Origin of the sequence: Enterobacter sp. CP102 (genome assembly GCF_025152625.1) — a bacterium.
GTDB lineage: Bacteria > Pseudomonadota > Gammaproteobacteria > Enterobacterales > Enterobacteriaceae > Enterobacter > Enterobacter soli.
Window position 1 is genome coordinate 1654845 of sequence record NZ_CP104014.1, and the last position, 20152, is coordinate 1674996.

Below are 20152 nucleotides of genomic sequence, written 5' to 3' on the forward strand. Positions count from 1 at the left end.
CATACACTCAAGGTGTGGGCAATATTTCTCTTTTCAAGTTACATGACGCGACAGGCAAACCCTTTCAGATACAGCCCTTCCGGGTAGGTAGCGATCACCGGATGATCGGCCGCCTGACGGAACTGCTCTATAAATTGTACATCACGGCCAGCATCTATAGCGGCATCGGCGATGATTTTCTGAAATAAATCTGTCGTCATCAGGCCAGAACAGGAGAATGTCAGCAGAACGCCACCCGGATTCAGCAGCTGGATAGCCAGCATGTTGATGTCTTTATAGCCGCGGCAGGCACCCATCAGCTGGCTTTTATTCTCGACGAATTTCGGTGGGTCCATCACGATAACGTCAAACTTCTCACCCTGGTCGCGATATTTACGCAGCAGTTTGAACACATCATCGCGCACAAACTCCGCTTTGCTCAGATCCAGCTTATTCAGCTCGACGTTCTGTCTTGCCACATCCAGCGCTTCCTGAGAGGTATCCACGCTCACCACCTGAGCACAGCCGCCCATCAGCGCAGAAACCGCGAAACCACCGGTGTAGGAGAAGCAGTTCAGTACGCGTTTGTTCTCAACGTACTGGCGTGTGGCCAGGCGACTATCGCGCTGGTCGAGGTAATACCCGGTTTTGTGCCCACCCTGGATATCAACCAGCAGCTTCATACCGTGTTCTTCAATAGGCAGCAGGGCCGGTGGCAGTTCACCCGTCACCGGGCCTTGTGTCAGCTCCAGACCTTCTTTCTTACGTACGGCAACATCGCTGCGGTCGTAAATAGCGCATTCAGGGAACAGGTTTTGCAGCGCGCTAATTAAGGCTGCACGCTGATATTCAGCGCCTGCGCTCAGCAATTGCAGCACCAGGAAATCACCAAAACGGTCGATAGTGATGCCCGGCAGTCCGTCAGATTCCCCGGCGATCAGACGATAGCTGTCCAGCCCGTCGCGTTTTGCCAGCCACTCGCGCCACTGCTGCGCCTGTTGCAGGCGGCGGGTGAAGAACGCAATGTCGATGGTTTCATCTTTATCAAAGGTCCAGACGCGCGCGCGGATCTGTGATGCAGGCGAGTATGCGCCACGCGCTAACCATTTCCCCTGATGATCAACGATATCGATGGTTTCACCGAGGCTGGCTTTGCCTTCCAGGCGAGTAACTGCGCCAGAAAAGACCCAGGGATGGCGGCGCAGTAATGACTTCTCGCGCCCTTTGGCTAACACTAAACGTACACTCATAATTTGCTATTCTGTCGATTCCAGTAAAATGGCCGCCATTTTCCCGAGTTCAGTGAGGAAATGCAACGCGCCAGACGGATAAGGGGAAGGAAGATGTCAAAAGTCTGCACTATTGCCTGGGTTCACGGCATCGTTCAGGGCGTGGGTTTCCGCTACAGCACCCAGCGGGAGGCCGTCCAGTTAGGGCTTACCGGGTACGCACGTAATATGGATGACGGCAGCGTCGAGGTGGTGGCCTGCGGTGAAGCGGAACAGGTAGAGCGGCTGGTGGCGTGGTTAAAAGCGGGCGGCCCGCGCAGTGCACGGGTTGATAAGGTGTTGGCTGAACCGCATCAACCCGGCCGGGAATACGTTAACTTTGGTATTCGCTATTAAATACACTTCACGGGCTTGGGCAGACCGGCGATTTTTGTCGCCTGTTTTGCCGGGCCTTTCGGGAAAAGACGATACAGGTAACGGCTGTTGCCTTTCTCTTCGCCGAATTTGTTGGCCATCGCCTTAACCAGCATCCGGATAGCCGGAGAGGTGTTGAATTCCAGGTAGAATTCACGCACAAAACGCACCACTTCCCAGTGCTCTGGCGACAGGGTGATGGCTTCTTTTTCCGCAATCACTTCTGCCAGCGCTTCGCTCCACTGGCTGCTCTCTTTCAGATAACCGTCGGCGTCGGTTTCTATCTCTTTACCTTCAAAGCTCAACATAGTCATTCACACGTCAGTCAAAAACCTGCGCAGTGTACCAAAAAAACAAAGCCCCGCATAAGCGGGGCCCGGTTCAACGCACTGTTGGTTAATCGCGGCTGGCGAAGCCCAGGATGCTCAACAGGCTGACGAAGATGTTGTACAGCGACACATACAGGCTCACGGTTGCGCGAATGTAGTTTGTCTCACCGCCGCGAATGATGTTGCTGGTTTCCATCAGGATCGCGCCAGAGGAAATCAGGATAAACACAGCGCTGATTGCCAGGTGCAGGGCAGGCAGTTGCAGGAAGATGTTTGCCACCATACCTACCAGTACAACCACAATACCCGCCATCAGCATTCCGCCGAGGAAGGACATGTCCTTGCGCGTGGTCAGAACGTAAGCCGAGCAGCAGAAGAACACCAGCGCAGTACCGCCCAGCGCCAGACCGATAAGGTCACCCATGCCCGCAGACAGGTAGGCATTCAGCATTGGCCCCAGGATGTAGCCCAGGAAGCCGGTAAAAGCGAACGCAGACAGAATACCTACTGGTTTATCCGCGGTTTTGTAGGTCAGGAACATCAGACCATACATCCCGACCAGCGTCAGGATCAGGCCCGGGGACGGCAGCATCAGAAGCGTGCTGGCGGTTGCGGTGATCGCAGAAAACGCCAGCGTCAGGCTGAGCATGAAATAGGTATTGCGCAGCACCTTGTGGGTGCTGAGTAGCGATGTGCGGTCGCGTGAAGAACTAATAATACGATCCATGAGTCACTCTCTTATGACAGATGTAATTAACGGCAAGAATAGGAAACAGGACGCCAGTTACAAAGTGGTTTTACCCATCTTTACTCAACGCGTTAGCGCCAGTGCTGGTTGTTTATACCGCAAAAATTCGTTTCTTTAGCATGAAGAACGGTATGGCGAATTTATTCAGATCAACCTCTTATAGGTTACTGAAAAATATTGCGTTATTACAGTCTGAGCGCTAAGAGTTATTCCCGGATCGTCATAAAACAGACAATAAGGCGAAGGACATGAAATCACAATCACGCACTAACTTTACACTTTCTTTGTTAACCGCAGGCATCCTGTGCGCAAGTGCAGCGAGCCATGCGGCTAACGTGCCAGCAGGAACCCAACTGGCAGAGAAACAGGAACTGGTCAGGAATAATGGTAACGAACCGGCATCACTCGATCCGCACAAAGTCGAAAGCGATGTCGAATTCAATATTCTCAGCGATTTATTCGAAGGGCTGGTGAATGTCTCCCCGACGGGTGAAATCCAGCCGCGGCTGGCAGAAAAGTGGGAAAACAAAGACAATACCGTCTGGACATTCCACCTGCGCCCGGGCATTACGTGGAGCGACGGCACCGCCATTACCGCGCAGGATGTCGTATGGAGCTGGCAGCGCCTGGTTGATCCCAAAACCGCCTCACCGTACGCCAGCTACCCGGGCAATATGCATATCGTGAATGCTGCCGACATCGCCCAGGGCAAACAGGCGCCCGACACGCTCGGGGTGAAAGCCGTTAACGATACCACCCTGGAAGTGACGCTCACCCAGCCGAATGCCGCCTTCCTTGCCATGCTGGCGCACCCGTCGATGGTACCGGTTGATAAGGTGCTGATTAATCGCTTTGGTGAGAAGTGGACCAAGCCAGAGCACCTCGTTACCAGCGGTGCCTACAAGCTGTCTCAGTGGGTGGTCAATGAGCGAATTGTGGCTGAGCGTAACCCGCGCTACTGGGATAACGCGCATACCGTTATCAATAAGGTTACCTATCTGCCAATCACCTCTGAAGCCGCCGATGTGAACCGCTATAAAGCCGGTGAGATCGACATCGTTTATACGGTGCCAATCAACCAGTTTGCCCAGTTGAAAAAAACCATGGGCACGCAGCTGGATGTCTCCCCGCAGCTGGCAACCTATTATTACGAATTCAACACCACCCGGCCGCCGTTTAACGATGTGCGCGTGCGTAAAGCGCTGAATATGGCGCTGGATAAAGACATCATTGCCGACAAAGTATTAGGGCAGGGGCAACGCCCGGCGTGGCTTATCAGCCAGCCAGATATCGGTGGTGTTACGCTGAAAACCCCGGATTACGCCAGCTGGCCAATGGACAAACGTATTGCCGAAGCGAAAAAACTGCTGGAGGAGGCCGGGTTCAACGCCAGCCACCCGCTGAGTTTTAACCTGCTTTACAACACCTCTGAATCGCACCAGCGTATTGCGATTGCTGCCAGCTCCATGTGGAAGAAAAATCTCGGCGTGGAAGCGAAGCTGCAAAACCAGGAGTGGAAAACCATGCTGGACACCATGCACACCCACAACTTTGATGCGGTGCGCTATGCGTGGATTGCCGATTACGACGATGCCGCAACCTTCCTGAACAACTTCCGCACCGGCGACAGCGAAAACACCAGTCAGTACAGCAACCCGGATTACGATCAGGCGCTGGTGAACGCGGCGAAAGCGAAAACCACGCAAGAGCGCGGGCAGTTTTACCAGCAGGCGGAAGATCTGTTAGGGCGTGATGTGCCGGCGATCCCGGTTTATCACTATGTCCGCACGCACCTGGTCAAGCCGTGGGTAGGTGGATTCACGCCAGACAAGCTGGGCTACTACTACACCAAAGATATGTACATCAAAAAACACTAAGCGTGAGCGGGTACGTTGTGCCGATAAAATGGTCAATGCGTTGTCAATTCAACCGATTAAACTCATTTTGGCTATTTTTAAAGCGAACGGAAGCAATCACACTTTACAGAGCGCAGTGAGGTGTTTATAGTTCGCCTCACTTAGGAAGCGTGGCCGAGCGGTTGAAGGCACCGGTCTTGAAAACCGGCGACCCGAAAGGGTTCTAGAGTTCGAATCTCTACGCTTCCGCCAAATTCGAAAACCCTGCGATAGCAATATCGCAGGGTTTTTTCGTTTCTGACGCAAAACCACTGCCCGCAGTGGGCAGGGCTGGCTAATCCGCCGAACCGAGTGTCTTCCGCTTCACCAGACGCGCAGTAAACAATCGGCTGGCCGGTTTACTGTCCTCCGGGGCCAGCAGCAATTCACAAACCGCCTGCGCCATCTCTGCCAGCGGCTGTGAGAACGTCGTCAGCTGATAGCCCAGCCAGCTGGCCTGCTCGATATCATCAAAACCTATAACGCTGATGTCTTCAGGAACACGCAGGCCAAACTCGTGGCGCGCGGCATCAATAAATCCGCAGGCGATAAGATCCGTCACGCAGAACACCCCATCCGGGCGCGCTGCCTGGCCGAGCAATTCACGTGCAGCAAGGACGCCCGTCTGATAACAGGTGCTGCCTGGCCGGGTGATCGCCACGTCGGTTCCGCTTTCAGCCGCCGCCTCCAGAAAGCGCGTCTCACGGGTCACCATGCTTGGGGAGCGGGACGAAGACGAAACAATCGCCAGTCGCTGACATTTTGCAGCAATCAGGTGGTCAAATGCCTCTTTCATCGTCGAACTGTAATCGATGTCTATATTGTCTGCGCTGGGAAACTGGCCCATGCGGTTGATCAAAATCACCTGCTGCCCGCTTTGCAGACACAGTTCAATCAGCGAACCTGGCGGCTTGCCTGACAACACAATGGTGGCCGTTGAACGGTAATTCAGCGTTTGCTGCACGGCTTCTCTGGCGCTCGCCTCGTCGTCGTCGGTGTTAATCACCATCACTGCGCGACCGGCCTGATGCAGGCGGCGGGTCAGATGTTCAAGCAGGCTGGACTGCCAGGGGAACGCAAGGTTACCGCCCAAAATACAGACCGGGCGGCTCTCCTCCCGGGAAAGCCCCCGCGCCAGATGGTTGACGTGATAATTCAGCGCTCCGGCGGCGGCCAGCACTTTACGCCGGGTATCGTCAGACACGCTGCGGCCAGGCGTAAAAGTACGGGACACCGCAGAGCGGGAGACACCGGCAAGACGCGCCACCTCGGTAGCGCTGGCAAAACCGGGATTTTTTTTCTGGCTGTTACTGCTCATGACAGGTTTCCACTGCGGCAATTGCCCGTTCACGAATAATGGCATGTTCAGCCAGGCGGATCAGCGACGGCTTCGGCGTTTCAAACCACTCATCCGGGTGAAGCTCACGCCGGTCGCGGATCAGGGCGATTGCGTCATCGAGAGTGGGGAAGCGCTCAGGGCATTCCAGATGCATAAACAACGCCACCAGCGCCACAGAGCGGCTGCGCCCGCCGCGGCAGTTGACGAGGATGTTGCCGCGTTTGCGGTTGCGGTAAGACGCTTTATCCGGGATCTGCTGTAACAGTGCCGAACGCATCAGCTGATACCCGGCGTGCAACATCTCCGGGGCGTTACCTTCACCGTCGATCAGCCCCAGTTTGTAATAGCGCACCGGGCCAGCGCCATGAGACAGCAGATGCGGCGCAGCGCCCGTTTCAGGCGCGGATACCCAGTCGATATCCAGGTTGACCGCGCAATTGATGACCACGCCGATATCATGTTCCGCCAGCAGGGCAACGTCGCTCACCCCGCCAGAACCGCCGATGTAAATATCCATTCCCCAGCCGGGGAAATCTTCCACAATCAGGCTCATCGGCGGGCGCGGATAGCGCACTGTATCTGGTGTCACCGGCAGTGACGCCGCCAGCGGAATACCGGTGGCGCGGGCAAGCTCATCCGCAATACCGGGCGCAACGGCCAGCACCGGCAGGCCATTGAAGATCCCTTCGGCACTGTCTGGAATGCTCCCCGTCTTGCCGCCTGCTTCACGTACCAGCAGCAGTCCTGCCAGGCAGTCCCAGGCATTCATATGGATTTCGATATACCCGTCGGTTCGGCCTTCCGCCACCCAGGCCAGCGCCAGCGCGCCGGAGCCGCCCCGGCGCACGCTGGCACCCAGACTGAGCAGGGACGCCATCACCTGTAGATAGTGGTTCTGGCTGTGACGTGAAGACCAGCCCAGCTCCACGGCCGCCCGCCGGGTATCGGTAATGGCGGTACAGCGCAGGGGCTGGTCGTTTTTCAGCGCATAATGGCCACGTCGCGCCAGATAAAGCTCCTGGCTGACCGGGTTATAAATCGCCCCCAGTTCGGTGATGCCGTGGCAAACCCAGGCCATGCACACACAAAAATGGGGAATACCGCGGGCGAAATTGGCGGTGCCATCAATCGGATCCACTACCCACAGGCTCTGCGCACTGGCGGGCTGACTGGCGGTTTCCTCACCGAGGATCAGATCCTCAGGGAAGGCGGCAGAAATAGCCTCTGACACCAGCTTCTCGACGAAGGTATCGGCCTCGGTCAGGATATCCTGATGCCCCTTGAGTTCATATTCGCCTGCTTTACGCGAGCGGAAGAAGCGCAGGGCGGTATCGCCCGCGTCGACGATAATGCGCCTGAGCGCCGCTTCACGTTGTTCAATATCGTGAGTCATCAAAGTGTGCTGCCTGTTCAGATTAAACAATTTTCGCTGAAAACTACTTTTTGTAGTTCAGGCTCCAGATATCCTGCCAGTCCTGGCGGCTTGCCCAGTCGCCCTGTACGGTGGCGGTCAGGTATTCCATCAGCTCGCTGCGGTGCGGTTCAATGCCGGATGCTTCATCGGCAGGCAGTTTCACCGTCTGGTTGGTGGACATTTTGCCGTCCACACCCTGCGGTGCAATACCTTCGGCGCTCAGCAGATAGTGAATAAACAGCTTCGCGGTGTTAGGGCTTTTGCTCCCCGTAGCCACCACGCCCAGGCTCGGGTAATTCCAGCCAATAAACGGCTTCAGGCCGCTGCACAGGCCCAGCTTCATCCCCTGTTTGTTGTCGCGGAATTTTGCGGTAGACACCAGCCCCACAAAGTCAGTTTTGCTGTCCGGCGCGCCGATGGCGGATGCAGCATCATTATCGGAATGGGTGAGCAGCACGCCGTTGCCCGCCAGCGCCTTCACAAAGGCTGCGGTGGCGGATTTCTCGTCAGTTTGCAGCGGCTTGCCAAATTCCTGCTGATAGGCATCCCGCACCTGCTGGTCGTAGTGCGTTTCCATCTGACTGAACCAGTCGGTATAGGCCGGTTTGCTGGTGGGATCCTGCATCGCGACGCGGCCACGCCATTTTGGCTCGGTCAGCTGCCAGAGATTCGTCACCGGGCAGGTGGTGTGATGATCGGTATTGTAGGCAAATACGTTCGGCGCCAGCACGACGGTTAACGGGGTCTGATAGCGGGCGGCAATATTGCCTTTCAGATCGTCAGGGACCCAGCTCTGCACATAACCTTTATCCAGCAGCTGCGTCATTCCGGCAGGGGCATCCTCAACAATCGCCACATCGGCGCGCACATTTTTGGCCTGAGCTTCACGGCTCATGATTTCAATAATCTGCGGTGCATCGGCCTTCACGCCCACCGCCTGCAAGCCGTACTGCTCGCTGAACGCTTTCGCCTGCTGCACGATTTTCCCGGTAGAGGCGTAAACGGTGATCGGCTGCTCCTGCTTTGCTGCCGCAATCAATTTTTGCAGGTCGAACGTCTCAGCCTGCACGGCGGTGCTGCTCAGCAGGGCACTGGCGATAAGTACGGCGGACAAATTGCGCTTCATTGTGGTTCCTTAAGAGTCAATGGGAGTTAATTCGCGGTAACGTCGTGACGCAGTCCGTTGCTGTTGAAAAAGTGCAGGGAGGCTGTCGGAAGCTGACAATGCACCTGCTGGCGCGCCTGCCAGCGCGGCCTTAACTGTGTGGAGTGGAACAGCCTGTCTTCTCCGGCAACCAGTTCAATCACCCAGCTTCCACCGGTGGGCATAATGTTATCGATGGTCATCGGAATGGCGTTGAGACTCGACTCGTCACTCAGCACGATCTCCTCCGGGCGGATACCGCAGAGCCGTGTCTGGTCGTGAAGGGTGAAGCGTTGTTGCAGATGTTGTGCAAGGCGGCTCAAAGGCTGATGCAGCGTGATCATGTTCAGGCGCGGCGCGCCAATAAATTCCGCCACAAAGCGATTGGCCGGAGTCGCGTAAATTTCATCTGGCGTGCCCACTTGTTGCATATGTCCGGCACTCATCACGGCTATGGTGGTGGCTAAGGTCATGGCTTCCCACTGATCGTGGCTGACGAAAACAATCGTGGTGCCAAAGGTTTCATGCAGGCGGCGCAGTTCGGCGCGCATCTCCAGACGCAGCGTGGCGTCGAGGTTAGAAAGCGGTTCATCCAGCAGCAGTACGCCGGGATTCACCGCCAGCATTCGCGCCAGGGCCACGCGCTGCTGCTGGCCACCGGAAAGCTGCGCAGGATAGCGACTGGCGTAATCAGCAATGCGCAGTTTTTCCATCACGTCCTGGCAGCGGGCGATGCGCTCTTTGGTCGGTACTTTCTGTAAACGCAGGCCAAAATCCACGTTCTGCTCCACGGTCATGTGCGGCCACAGCGCGTAGCTCTGGAACACCAGGCCAATCCCGCGTTTTTCCGGGGGAACGTACGTGCCCCGGGCCACGGAATCGACCACCTTTTCGCCGATACGGATCTCGCCGCCGCTGGCGTGCTCGATGCCGGCAATCATCCGCAGGATCGTGGTTTTCCCGCAGCCGGACGGCCCCAGCAGGCACATAAACTCACCGTCTTTCACCGTCAGGTTGATACTGTTTACCGCCGGGGTATCGCTGCCGGGGTAGGTTTTGGTGAGATTCGTTAATTGGATATCAGGCATCTTATTTCTCCAGGCCATCAGCCAGACCGGTGCCGGTGATTTTCTGAATAATCACCGTGCCAGCCCATGAAATCAGCGCAATCATCAGCACCACGGCGTTGGCCGCTTGCTGGTAGTTGTAGTCAATCAGTCGCAGGGACCAGGTGGTCATCACATCCGTTGCCGGGGTAGCAAGGATCACAAACAGGCTGACCCCTTTAATTCCTGAGATAAACGGCAGCAGGATCCCGGTGGCCAGCGGCGCCGCCTGAATCGGGATAACAATGCGGCGGATACGGGCGAACCAGCCCGCTCCGGCGATCCGCGCCGCTTCTTCGGCTTCTTTTCCGAGCTGGGTCATCGCCGCGATCCCCGAGCGGCTGGCGTAGGGCATTTTTTCGGCAATCAGCGCCAGGATCAGGATAAGCGGTGTACCGTACAGCGCCGGAACCGGCCCACGGGCCACGGCAAACAGCGAAAGAAAGGCGGTGGCAAAGGCAATGCCGGGCACCAGATACGGCAGGAAGGTCAGCTGACGCAGGAAGGCCGCAACCCAGCGGAAGTGACAGCGCATTACCGCGTAACCCACCAGCAGGCCCAGCACGCCACAGGCGATGGAGGCCGAGCCGACAATCACCAGCGTGTTCCACACCGTGTGCCAGAATTCCGGCGTCAGCAGAATGCCGTTGTGCAGGGCCACGGTATCGAGGTTGTGGCCAATCCAGTAATCGAAGGTAAAGTTTTCGGCAGTAAAGCGGCCTGGCAGGATCATCACCGTCGACAGGAACAGGGTCAGCAGGGGGATTGCCACACCCAGCAGTACGAACAGCAGCGGCAGCGCGGCAGCGGCGGTGCGCCAGCGGCCCAGAGTGCGGCGGCGTTCCATTACGCCTTTACCGCCCAGGGTCACAAAGCGTTTCGCTTCGCGCAGCATTTTCATGTCCAGCATCAGGGTCAGCATCCCCATCAGCATAATGACCGTTGCAATCACCGCCGCCACGCCTGACTGGCGCGTACTTATCGCCCGGTACAGCCCGGTGGAGAGGGTATCGAAATGCACCGGCAGGCCAAGAATGTAGGGCAGGGCGAATTCGCCGATGCAGTCGGCGAAAATCAGCAGCGCGCTTGAAAGCAGAGCGGGGCGCACCAGCGGGATAATAATTTTAAAGGCAATTACCCCGCGAGAGGCACCAAGTACCCGGGCGCACTCTTCCATCTGGCTGTCCATGCGCTTCAGGGCGTTCCCGACAATCAGGATCACCAGCGGCGCGTAGTGCAGCACCATAATGGTGACAATCGGAAAATAGCCGTAGGCCATCCAGTTCGGGGTCTGGATGCCCATGGCCTCCAGCCAGCCCGGCTGGCCGCCGATGGCGTGGTTTTTGAAAATGGTGCTCCACGCCAGCGCAAAGGTCCACGAAGGCAGCATAAACGGCACGATAAGCAGGGTGGCAAACCATTTTCGGCCTGCGATATCGGTACGATTAATCAGCCACGCCAGCGCGACACCGACGATTAACGCCATGGCGACAGTGCTCAGCGCCACCGCCAGGGTATTGAGCAGCGGCGTCCAGAGCAGCAGCTCTGACATGCGTGATGTTAACGTACGCAGCAGGTACCAGGCGGTAAATGTTCCTTCTGTTGCCCCGGTGCGGCCTTCATCACCGCTCTGAACCAGAACGGCATTCAGCAACACCGACATCACCGGTGCGAGGATTATCCAGCTGAACAGCATCAGCAGCAGCGCACCCAGAAGATTGGCGGGCTCATGGCTGACAATTGACAGCGTATGGCGGACCTTGCGCCACGTGCTGTAGCGTGGGTCGATATCGGATTGGTAAGACACGCGTTTACCCCTGACTGTGAAAGACAGTCGGGAATATATCGGGACAATGTTACAGTTTTGCTAATTTTTTGCACATATGTGCAAAAATGTCCGGGACAGGAAAAACAGGAACACTTTCAAAATCTTCAATTCCTGCTTTACATAGCGCGCAGAGATGTTTATAGTGCGCCTCACTTTGGAAGCGTGGCCGAGCGGTTGAAGGCACCGGTCTTGAAAACCGGCGACCCGAAAGGGTTCTAGAGTTCGAATCTCTACGCTTCCGCCAAATTCGAAAACCCTGCGATAGCAATATCGCAGGGTTTTTTCGTTTCTGACGCTTAAACTGTAAGCTGACCTGGTCTGCGCCTTGTCGCAAAGCGATAACAAGGTGGTGAATTGACGTTTCTATGCACAGAGTCATCTTTATAATAATAGCGCTCGCATCCGCTAAATAGATGCGTAAGACCTCTGAAATGTATATGCTCTTATAAGGGATAAGTGTTCATTTAAAAGAGAAGAGGAAGAATAATGTCAAGGTCTATACGGAAGGCTTTTTTCTCTGGTTGGAAAACAGAAAAGCTTTCCCGCTTTAGTGCTCTTTGTTATCAGTTTCTGATTGTTTTATTTCAGTTGGTTGTTACGGCTTTAACGGTGAAAATAATTAGTGCCCCTGTTACAGAGGTAATACCAGCCTGGTTGCTATTAAGTATGCTTCTGCTGCTGGCTGTATTGCTTCTGATATCGGTATACTGTTGCATGTTGATCATGACGAAAAGAATGAGAGACCTGGGGATAAAATACCCGATATGCCTGACAATCCTCACTTATTTTGCTAACGTTGGTGCATTCAGGATGATGAGCATCCTGCCAGAACCGTTCAAACAAAGTAATCAGCTCAATGCTCTGCTTTATATTGCAGGTGCAGTTATCGTTCTCTGGAATTTGTATATAATTTCAGGTAAGTCTAGATAAAATATCTTAATTACACATGAGTCAGTGTCTCATACACTGACTCAGTTTAACTTAGTGTCTGTGAGGTGTAACTAACTGATTACATCTGCATTGCATGTCATACCCATTTAGAAATCATCATTACTATACTGCCATTGTTCTGATTAGCCTTGAGACTACTGAGTTTAGGCTCTGTTGACTCCCCGAAATATGACCAGGAAAAGTAATGCAGGCATACATTGAGTCGTTCGCCTACAAAGATAAGTAGTTGTAAAAACACTTGAATTGACCTCTCTACGCTTTAAGCCAAATATCTTGTGAAAAAATCATAAGTTTACATATTTTTACAAGCATTCACTTTTCACACACTTTTTGTGCGTGCAATAGTCATCTCGCACGAAATGTTAAACAAGATAAAAGAGGGATTTTATGTCAAGCATAAGAGAATTACGTTTTGATGAAATAGCTCAGGTCAGTGGTGGTGGTAATGCAGGTGATCACGACTGCTCTAATTCAGGGAGATCCTCCAGTGGTTCCTCTAAGGGGTCTAGTGGAATAGGGCACGACATTGGTTCTGCTATCGGTGGGGCTCTAGGTGCTGCTATTGGGACCGAAGTTGGAGGGCCTATGTGTGCGGCTATTGGTTCAGGCATTGGCGCAAATATTGGCGGAAATATCGCAGATCGTGTTCATGATGCACCAAGTGTATCTCACACCCCTGTCGGTATCGGAACTTGCAATCGCTGGTAATAATATTTGTAGTTAGTTATTGATTTTTTCCTTATATAACATCATCAATAATAATTGATGATATAAAGTTAATGAGAAAATGATGAGTAAAGCCAATTTTACTGATGTAGTCAGAATTATTATGGCACCAATGGTATTTTGTTTTTTATTGTTTATGATTTTATTCTCATCTAGGTTGATATTAAATTATTTAAATGTTAGTGATATTTATCTGTACTCACTTCAGGCAATTATAGTTGCTTTGGTTTGTGGTGCTTATTTCTGGGTTAGGAAAAAATAGTTACTCATTTGGGACGCTACAAACTCTCTACCTGGTTTCGTCCATATTAAGATAACTCGCTCCTCTTTGGGGAGCGAGGCTAAGAGGGGGAGTTCTTCAAATGATGGGTTGGTGGGAGTTACAACGATAAAAACATATCTGGCATTAAGGGTATATGTATGGTTTTATCTGTATAGTGTATAAGAAATACTTACTACTTCCCGAGGTTATTACTTCATTGACATTTTGTATAATGCATACGCAATATTTTTATATAAGGTAATTCCATTTGCTATTTTATCTTTTTTATTTGGCGGCGGAATTAAAGAAATTTTTCCTTTCACTATCCTCCAGCATTCAGAAATGAGGGTGTTTATTTTTTAATGCACAGGTTATTACAAATATGGTTGTGTTCAGAAAGGAATCTTTAGAACATCAGAATGAAACCTCACACGGCGATATCATCATTCCATCATCTTTAGGTACGTCCTTAATAGCAGTTGCAACAATTTTTTTATCCTTGAGTGTTGCATCGTTTGTTTATTATGGGAGCTATAGCCGTAAGGCACATCTCTCTGGCATTGTAATGCCCTCATCCGGGTTAATAAAAATAACCCCGCAGTATGCCGGGTACGTCACCAGGCTGGCGGCATGTGAAGGCCAGCATGTCGCCGCCGGGGAATCTCTTTACCACATTAGCGGCGAACATTACAACGGACAGGGGGACGGTACGCTGGCGGCCATGAGCCAATCCCTGAAGACACAATATACCATGCTGGCCTCTCAGCAGACTCTGGAATCACGGGATAACAGCCAGCAGCAGGAAGCTTTGCGACAGCGAATTACCTCCCTGCAACCACAGATTAAAAGTGCTGAGCAACGGCTGATGCTGGCTGAACGTCAGGTCCAGCTAGCCACCTCCGTCATGGAGCGCTATAAAATACTGGCCGGCACACATTACGTTTCGGATATAGAGTTCCAGCAGAAACAAATTGATGTCTCTGCGACACAACAAAACGTTGAGGACCAGCGTCAGGGACTTCTTCAGTTGAGCACCACAAGAAAAGCCGCTGAAGACGATCTTAATCACCTCATCGTCCTGGGGGAAAGCCGTAGAGCCGAGCTGGACAGACAGCTTCAGGGGATCAGGCAACAGCAGGACGAACTGGCAGGACAGGAGAATTTCACCCTGACGTCGCCCGTATCCGGTACCGTTGCAGCAGTGCTGGTCAGACAGGGGCAGTCTGTCAGAGCCTCGGAGCCTGTAATGACGGTAGTGCCTGACAACGCACGTCTGCAGATTGAACTCTATGCCACCAGTCAACATGCCGGGTTCATTCAGCCGGGGCAGCGTGTGGCTCTGCGGTTCGCTGCCTTTCCTTATCAGAAGTTTGGCGTTCAATACGGAACCATACGTGAAATCAGCCGTACAACGCTGACCCCATCGGACTTACTCTCTGTATCCCCTGTGACATGGAAGGAGAATGAAGGGCATTACCGCGTCATAGTCGTACCGGATAAGTCCTTTATCCTGGCTTATGGAAAAAAAGAAACACTGCGCCCCGGTATGACGCTTGAGGGTGATGTCAGTCTGGATACACGTCATTTATGGGAGTGGCTGACAGAACCGCTCTGGAGCCTGAAAGGAAAACTGTAATGGAATCACTAAACTGGACAGGGAAAAAACGGTTTCACCTGATTCGTCAGACAGAATCAGCGGAGTGTGGCCTGGCGTGCCTGGCGATGATGGCCTGCTGGCATGGCCTGCAGACGGATTTACCTACACTCCGTGAACGCTTCAGCATCAGTACTCATGGGATGACCCTTCAAAGGTTAATTGAGTGTGCAGCCGGTATCCGAATGTCCTCCCGTGCGGTCAGGTTAGAACCGGAAGATCTGAAATCCTTATCACTGCCGTGTATTCTCCACTGGAATATGAATCATTTCGTCGTGCTTCATAAGGTCCGCGGGAGCCAGTTGATTATATATGATCCCGACAAAGGGAAAGTTACCCTCTCTATTCAGGAGGCCGGTAAGCATTTCACCGGCGTTGCGCTGGAGTTGATGCCAGCCAGCGATTTCACCGTCAGGGATGAAAGAAAAAAAATACGTCTCCGCCAGTTGATAGGTAGGACGACCGGTCTGCTCCCTGCAATGTCGCGAATAATCATTTTTGCCGTGGCACTGGAGCTCCTGACGCTGGGAAGTCCTCTTCTCAACCAACTGGTAATCGATGAGGTCCTTGTGGCCGCCGATCGAGGCCTGTTAACCGTCATTATCATTGCCCTGGTGCTGTTGTCGCTGACTCAGATGCTGCTGTCACTGGCCCGTCAGTGGGCAAGTATCACCCTTTCCGTCAATTTTAATATGCAGTGGACGGCCTGGGTGTTTCATCATCTGGTGCGCCTCCCTCTGTCCTGGTTCGATGCGCGTAGCAAGGGAAGTATTAATGCCCGGTTTGATGCGGTAAATACTATCCAGCAGGCACTGACCTCGCAGGTACTGGAAGGTATTCTTGATGTACTGCTTGTCGTGACAGCCCTCTGCATGATGTTGCTATACAGCCCTGAAATGACGCTGATCGCGGTACTGGCAGCCATCATTTACGGTGTACTGAGAGCGCTTTGGTATCCTTCCCTGCGGCAGTCGGCGGAAGATGCCTGGGATGCCGGTGCAAGAGAGTCCGGGCATTTTCTTGAAACACTCAACGGGATACTGAGCCTGAGAATAAACGGTGTGACCGCCCACCGCGAAGCCGCATGGCTGAATTTAAACGTAATCCGCAGAAATACACAGTTACGCCAGAGTCGCCTGCTGATGTGTTATGACATTGCGCATACCTTGACCGGCAGTATGGTATCGGCGGCTATTTTATGGAAAGGTGCTGACGAAGTACTGAGCGGTACCTTTACCGTTGGGATGCTGGTGGCTTATTTGTCTTACCAGATGCGTTTTTCTTCGAGTATCAGCAGCCTGACGGATAAGTTTTTTGCCTGGCGTATGCTTGATGTTTATAACGAGCGTCTGGCTGACATTGTGCTAACCCCGACAGAAGGCCATCAGCAGCAACCTGTTCAGGAGGATGGCAGGGTATCTACCGTACCCTCTGTATTCCGGGGAATAGAGTCCGTAAATACCGATGTTTCGTTATCGCTGGCAGATATAATTTTCAGCCACAAGGGTAGCAATAAGCCTATTCTCCGCGGCGTATCGCTGACGTTGAAGCCAGGCGAAGTGGTCGCTATTACAGGTAAATCCGGATGTGGTAAATCGACGCTGGTTAAACTCATTCTGGGAATTCATATCCCTGATGAAGGAACGATCACCACATTTGGCATCCCGCATACCCACCCTGATTATTTCCGGGTACGCCGACGCATTGGTACTGTTTTGCAGGATGACCATCTGTTCCGGGGTTCGATAGCAGATAACATCATCTTTTTCAGTGATGACCGCGATCCTGAACGTATGAATCAGTGTGCCCGTCTTGCACTTATTGACAGCGATATAATGGCAATGCCGATGGGATATCAGACATTAATCGGGGAAACAGGTGGAGGACTTTCCGGAGGACAAAAGCAACGTATTCTGCTGGCGAGAGCACTGTATAAGAAACCGGGGTTCTTGTTGCTCGATGAAGCAACCAGCCATCTTGATGTTGAGAGTGAAATTCAGATAAGTCAGACGCTACGAAAGCTGGGATTACCTGTCCTGCTAATTGCCCATCGCCCCGAAACTATTGCATCTGCGGACCGGGTTTTGTATCTGGAAGATGGTTATTGCACGGAACTAAAAATACCGCAGAGAACATGTGGTGGCGAATCTGTCAATGGCCATAACGATAAGCCAATAATCCAAATATGACCCAATCTAAAATTCGACCTCTGGATCAAACTGTTGCTATGAGTATCAAAGATAAGTTCAGGCATCCAGGGTGGAGCAACACTCAAACGTCAGCTCTGTGCCAACAGCGGACGTTGGTATGATTTGATGAGTATGTTTTACAATCCGTTTTTTCTTTGATAACGGGTGCGTTTTCCTGACCACCGGTAATACAACATTAGATGGCCATAATAAAAAACCCCCGCGTCAGCAAGCAGGGGCAATGGGAAAGTACTTCTGTTTTAATTTTGAGGGCTATAACAAAGAGTTTCCAGGAACAGGTACAACCTCTAATGTTCTACAGTACTTTGCAGCTCAACTGCCGGCAGTCGTGGCTGCGAGCGCTGCCAGCCAGAACCATAGCGTGTGTACTGGGCTGGAACCGGAAGGGTAACGTTCAAATCGTCGGCTGCAGTACGGGCCCAGAACGGGTCTTTCAGCATGTCTCGGCCAACTAAGACTATATCTGCGCGACCGTTTTGCAGAATCTCTTCTGCCTGACGGCCCGTTTCGATCAGACCAACAGCCCCGGTTTTAATATCCAGTTCCCGACGCAGCAGTTCAGCAGCGGGTACCTGATAATTTGGATAAGTGTTTACCTGTACCATCGCAATTCCACCGCTCGAACAGTCAATGAGGTCAATACCCTGTTCTTTCATCCACTGGCCGTAGATCAGGAAATCCTCAGGACGGTTTCCGCCTTCAACATAATCGGTTGAAGAGATTCGCAGGAACAATGGCCCCTTCCACTCGCTACGTACTACATCAATGACTTCACGAAAGATACGGTAGCGATTCTCATGGTTACCACCGTACTCATCAGTGCGCTTGTTTGCCAGCGGTGACAGGAACTGATTCAGCAGGTAGCCGTGGGCTCCGTGGATTTCGATAACATCAAATCCGGCTTCACGTGCACGGCGAGCTCCCTGGCGGAATGCCTCAATGACTTCGTTGATCTGCTCAATACTCATTGCCTGCGGCACACGGGACTCCTGTGTGAACGGGATCGCAGACGGTGCAATGGATGGCAGATCAATACCCAACTGACGACCAGCATGACCGATCTGTGCACCGGCTTTCGCACCAAAACGGTGAATCGCGTTAGTCACACGGGACAGTCCATTTACGTGGCTGTCATCCCAGATACCAATGTCACCAGGGCCGATTGGACCGTTTGGCAGTACAGCAGCGGTTTCCAGCATAATTAGGCCTGCGCCTCCCAGTGCACGGGCGCCATAGTGAATAACGTGGAAATCATTAACGTGGCCGTCATCAGAGGCCGAATGCATACACATCGGGGACATGGCAATACGGTTACGGAATTCAACACCATTGATAGTGATGGGTTCAAAAAGTAAAGCTGACATTTCTTCTCCAGAAAGCGGTTGATATTTAGCCCGCTAAAAGTACCATATGAGTTAATTTTGTTAATACGCTAAAAATAAGCACATACTTACAAAAAGGTAACTTAGGGATATATGAAGAAATTACGCAACTACGATTCGGCCCCAGGATGTTCAATGGAAGCTGCATTGCATATTATGGGAGGGAAATGGAAGGGGGTAATTCTCTATCACTTGTTTAAAGACGGAACGCTTCGTTTTAGCGAACTACAGCGGTTTTTAACCAGCATCAATCAGCGTTTACTGACCAAGCAACTGCGTGAGCTTGAAGAGGATGGTCTGATTATTCGCCAGGTTTACCCTGTCGTTCCGCCCAAGGTTGAATATTCACTCAGTGACGAAGGCAGGGAACTGAACAAGCTGGTTCTCGATCTAAGCATCTGGGGAAGAAAGTGGCTTGAACGTCGTGGTCTTAAAACGGCTGTCGAAGAGGATATCGAGGAGCTAAAGAAGGTCCTCGGCAATCCGAAATGAGAAAGAACCAGCCAGAACTTTGCCGGTCAGACTGGCTTCTACTGGCTAAAATGGGTAGTGCAGAAATCGATAAAACTGCGTAACCGTGGTGTCATTCTCCTGTCCTGAGCATAAAGAACATGGACCGGCCGGCCCGGCACTTCATAATCCGGAAGTATCCGAACAAGCCGCCCGGCAGCAATCTCCGCACTCATCAGCGCATACGGCTGCATAATTATACCTAGTCCCGAGAGTGCGGCAGCGAGTAAGGCTTCGCTGTTGTCGGTTTTAAACCTGCCGGTGACGGGGACAGATACTTGTCCATCGGGACCCTGAAATATCCATTCCGTCCGCATTGAAGTATGTGTAAATATCAGGCATTGGTGCTTTTTTAAATCCTGTGGTACACGGAGTTTGCCCGCCTGTCTGAGATATTCTGGCGCAGCACAAATAATCATCTGATAAGGTGCCAGTGCCCTGGCAAGCAACTGGCTGTCAGGCAGTTCCCCCGTACGAAATACGGCATCAAAGCGTTCTTCAACCAGATCAACAGTCCGGTTCGACAAGCATAATTCAAGCGAAACTTCGGGATTTTGTTTGAGATATTCCGGCAACTTCGAGGCAAGCACCTGACTGCCAAAGGTGATTGGTGCACTGATTCTAAGATTGCCACGGGGGATTGCCCGGGTTTCGGAAATCAAGTTTTCCGCTTCTTCCATTTCTGCCAGAATAATTTTCGCTCTTTCATAAAATAGATGTCCGCTGTCTGTAAGGCTCTGACTCCGGGTCGTACGACTGATAAGCTGTACACCAAGGCTATGTTCAAGAGTGCGCAATTGCTTCCCTGTCAGCTGGGAGGATTGCCCCAACTCGTTTGCCGCTGATGAAATCGTGCCAGCCTCGACAATTCTGATGAACGTCTTCATGCAACTAAACCGATCCATTTGAGCCTCTTTGTTTCAGGTGTTGTCTTTTTATGACGATTTATTCATTTATGTTTTGAATATACATTTTAAATCAGTCTCCGGCATCAAACCGGATTGTATTTTTAAACATAAAGTAAGGTGTCAC

17 protein-coding genes and 2 tRNA genes are annotated in these 20152 nt (G+C 52.4%); 9 read left to right on the top strand and 10 right to left on the bottom strand.

The genetic code is table 11. The annotated features are described in order from the left end of the window. Window positions 1–38: 38 nt before the first annotated feature. A complete protein-coding gene (gene rlmI, locus N1249_RS07660) occupies window positions 39–1229 on the bottom strand; it encodes a 23S rRNA (cytosine(1962)-C(5))-methyltransferase RlmI (RefSeq protein WP_259836372.1) in 1191 nt (396 codons plus the stop codon). 93 nt (window positions 1230–1322) lie between these two features. Here rlmI and yccX point away from each other — a divergent pair, with 93 nt between their 5' ends. After that, window positions 1323–1604: an acylphosphatase gene (gene yccX / locus N1249_RS07665; RefSeq protein WP_259836375.1), complete on the top strand. Its 282-nt coding sequence runs from the start codon at window positions 1323–1325 to the stop codon at window positions 1602–1604. Here yccX and tusE read toward each other — a convergent pair. Together tusE and yccA are read right to left on the bottom strand one after the other, a co-directional pair. Beyond that, window positions 1601–1930, bottom strand: coding sequence for a sulfurtransferase TusE (gene tusE / locus N1249_RS07670; protein WP_041162029.1), 330 nt, complete (start codon window positions 1928–1930; stop codon window positions 1601–1603). The two genes, yccX and tusE, sit on opposite strands and share 4 nt — an antisense overlap. 88 nt (window positions 1931–2018) lie before the next feature. Then, window positions 2019–2678 carry an FtsH protease modulator YccA gene (gene yccA, locus N1249_RS07675; RefSeq protein ID WP_182060349.1) on the bottom strand — a complete coding sequence of 220 codons (660 nt, stop codon included), beginning with the start codon at window positions 2676–2678 and terminating at the stop codon, window positions 2019–2021. 269 nt (window positions 2679–2947) lie between these two features. Here yccA and N1249_RS07680 point away from each other — a divergent pair, with 269 nt between their 5' ends. Further along, window positions 2948–4576, top strand: coding sequence for an ABC transporter substrate-binding protein (locus N1249_RS07680; protein WP_259836381.1), 1629 nt, complete (start codon window positions 2948–2950; stop codon window positions 4574–4576). A gap of 143 nt (window positions 4577–4719) precedes the next feature. Continuing rightward, window positions 4720–4807 (top strand) — tRNA-Ser (locus tag N1249_RS07685). 82 nt (window positions 4808–4889) lie between these two features. On the opposite strand, the gene N1249_RS07690 is transcribed toward N1249_RS07685, so the two are convergent. The 5 genes from N1249_RS07690 to N1249_RS07710 are packed head-to-tail and all read right to left on the bottom strand — an operon-like array spanning window position 4890 to window position 11404. Further along, a complete protein-coding gene (locus tag N1249_RS07690) occupies window positions 4890–5912 on the bottom strand; it encodes a substrate-binding domain-containing protein (RefSeq protein WP_259836384.1) in 1023 nt (340 codons plus the stop codon). Continuing rightward, window positions 5902–7326, bottom strand: coding sequence for an inositol monophosphatase family protein (locus tag N1249_RS07695; RefSeq protein WP_259836387.1), 1425 nt, complete (start codon window positions 7324–7326; stop codon window positions 5902–5904). Before N1249_RS07695 ends, N1249_RS07690 begins: the two co-directional genes overlap by 11 nt. A gap of 43 nt (window positions 7327–7369) precedes the next feature. Next, window positions 7370–8473: an ABC transporter substrate-binding protein gene (locus N1249_RS07700; RefSeq protein WP_259836390.1), complete on the bottom strand. Its 1104-nt coding sequence runs from the start codon at window positions 8471–8473 to the stop codon at window positions 7370–7372. Window positions 8474–8499: 26 nt separating this feature from the next. Continuing rightward, window positions 8500–9579 carry an ABC transporter ATP-binding protein gene (locus N1249_RS07705; RefSeq protein ID WP_259836392.1) on the bottom strand — a complete coding sequence of 360 codons (1080 nt, stop codon included), beginning with the start codon at window positions 9577–9579 and terminating at the stop codon, window positions 8500–8502. A gap of 1 nt (window position 9580) precedes the next feature. Then, window positions 9581–11404, bottom strand: coding sequence for an iron ABC transporter permease (locus N1249_RS07710; RefSeq protein WP_259836395.1), 1824 nt, complete (start codon window positions 11402–11404; stop codon window positions 9581–9583). A gap of 177 nt (window positions 11405–11581) precedes the next feature. Here N1249_RS07710 and N1249_RS07715 point away from each other — a divergent pair. The 5 genes from N1249_RS07715 (at window position 11582) to N1249_RS07730 (ending at window position 17207) form a co-directional block, all read left to right on the top strand. Next, a tRNA-Ser gene (locus N1249_RS07715) sits at window positions 11582–11669 on the top strand. Window positions 11670–11911: 242 nt separating this feature from the next. Further along, window positions 11912–12355, top strand: coding sequence for a hypothetical protein (locus N1249_RS07720; RefSeq protein ID WP_259836398.1), 444 nt, complete (start codon window positions 11912–11914; stop codon window positions 12353–12355). Window positions 12356–12961: 606 nt separating this feature from the next. Further along, window positions 12962–13084, top strand: a complete 123-nt coding sequence (locus N1249_RS23250; protein ID WP_409193170.1) for a hypothetical protein — start codon at window positions 12962–12964, stop codon at window positions 13082–13084. Window positions 13085–13746: 662 nt separating this feature from the next. Next, the gene (locus N1249_RS07725; protein ID WP_259836401.1) at window positions 13747–15000 is read left to right on the top strand and encodes an HlyD family secretion protein; all 1254 of its coding nucleotides are present in this window, start codon (window positions 13747–13749) and stop codon (window positions 14998–15000) included. Beyond that, complete coding sequence (locus N1249_RS07730) at window positions 15000–17207, top strand: peptidase domain-containing ABC transporter (RefSeq protein WP_259836404.1); 2208 nt, start codon at window positions 15000–15002, stop codon at window positions 17205–17207. The genes N1249_RS07725 and N1249_RS07730 overlap by 1 nt, the downstream gene beginning before the upstream one ends. Window positions 17208–17515: 308 nt before the next feature. On the opposite strand, the gene namA is transcribed toward N1249_RS07730, so the two are convergent. Then, the gene (namA, locus tag N1249_RS07735; protein WP_259836407.1) at window positions 17516–18592 is read right to left on the bottom strand and encodes an NADPH dehydrogenase NamA; all 1077 of its coding nucleotides are present in this window, start codon (window positions 18590–18592) and stop codon (window positions 17516–17518) included. Between the two features lie 111 nt (window positions 18593–18703). Between namA and N1249_RS07740 the strand changes: the two genes are divergently transcribed. Next, complete coding sequence (locus N1249_RS07740; protein ID WP_182060958.1) at window positions 18704–19102, top strand: helix-turn-helix domain-containing protein; 399 nt, start codon at window positions 18704–18706, stop codon at window positions 19100–19102. Between the two features lie 38 nt (window positions 19103–19140). On the opposite strand, the gene N1249_RS07745 is transcribed toward N1249_RS07740, so the two are convergent. Then, complete coding sequence (locus N1249_RS07745; RefSeq protein WP_259836413.1) at window positions 19141–20007, bottom strand: LysR substrate-binding domain-containing protein; 867 nt, start codon at window positions 20005–20007, stop codon at window positions 19141–19143. Between the last annotated feature and the right edge of the window lie 145 nt (window positions 20008–20152).

Coding starts and splice junctions, on each gene's coding strand:
- rlmI (WP_259836372.1), bottom strand. CDS start 1,229: ATGAGTGTACGTTTAGTGTTAGCCAAAGGGCGCGAGAAGTCATTACTG.
- yccX (WP_259836375.1), top strand. CDS start 1,323: ATGTCAAAAGTCTGCACTATTGCCTGGGTTCACGGCATCGTTCAGGGC.
- tusE (WP_041162029.1), bottom strand. CDS start 1,930: ATGTTGAGCTTTGAAGGTAAAGAGATAGAAACCGACGCCGACGGTTAT.
- yccA (WP_182060349.1), bottom strand. CDS start 2,678: ATGGATCGTATTATTAGTTCTTCACGCGACCGCACATCGCTACTCAGC.
- N1249_RS07680 (WP_259836381.1), top strand. CDS start 2,948: ATGAAATCACAATCACGCACTAACTTTACACTTTCTTTGTTAACCGCA.
- N1249_RS07690 (WP_259836384.1), bottom strand. CDS start 5,912: ATGAGCAGTAACAGCCAGAAAAAAAATCCCGGTTTTGCCAGCGCTACC.
- N1249_RS07695 (WP_259836387.1), bottom strand. CDS start 7,326: ATGACTCACGATATTGAACAACGTGAAGCGGCGCTCAGGCGCATTATC.
- N1249_RS07700 (WP_259836390.1), bottom strand. CDS start 8,473: ATGAAGCGCAATTTGTCCGCCGTACTTATCGCCAGTGCCCTGCTGAGC.
- N1249_RS07705 (WP_259836392.1), bottom strand. CDS start 9,579: ATGCCTGATATCCAATTAACGAATCTCACCAAAACCTACCCCGGCAGC.
- N1249_RS07720 (WP_259836398.1), top strand. CDS start 11,912: ATGTCAAGGTCTATACGGAAGGCTTTTTTCTCTGGTTGGAAAACAGAA.
- N1249_RS23250 (WP_409193170.1), top strand. CDS start 12,962: ATGTGTGCGGCTATTGGTTCAGGCATTGGCGCAAATATTGGCGGAAAT.
- N1249_RS07725 (WP_259836401.1), top strand. CDS start 13,747: ATGGTTGTGTTCAGAAAGGAATCTTTAGAACATCAGAATGAAACCTCA.
- N1249_RS07730 (WP_259836404.1), top strand. CDS start 15,000: ATGGAATCACTAAACTGGACAGGGAAAAAACGGTTTCACCTGATTCGT.
- namA (WP_259836407.1), bottom strand. CDS start 18,592: ATGTCAGCTTTACTTTTTGAACCCATCACTATCAATGGTGTTGAATTC.
- N1249_RS07740 (WP_182060958.1), top strand. CDS start 18,704: ATGAAGAAATTACGCAACTACGATTCGGCCCCAGGATGTTCAATGGAA.
- N1249_RS07745 (WP_259836413.1), bottom strand. CDS start 20,007: ATGAAGACGTTCATCAGAATTGTCGAGGCTGGCACGATTTCATCAGCG.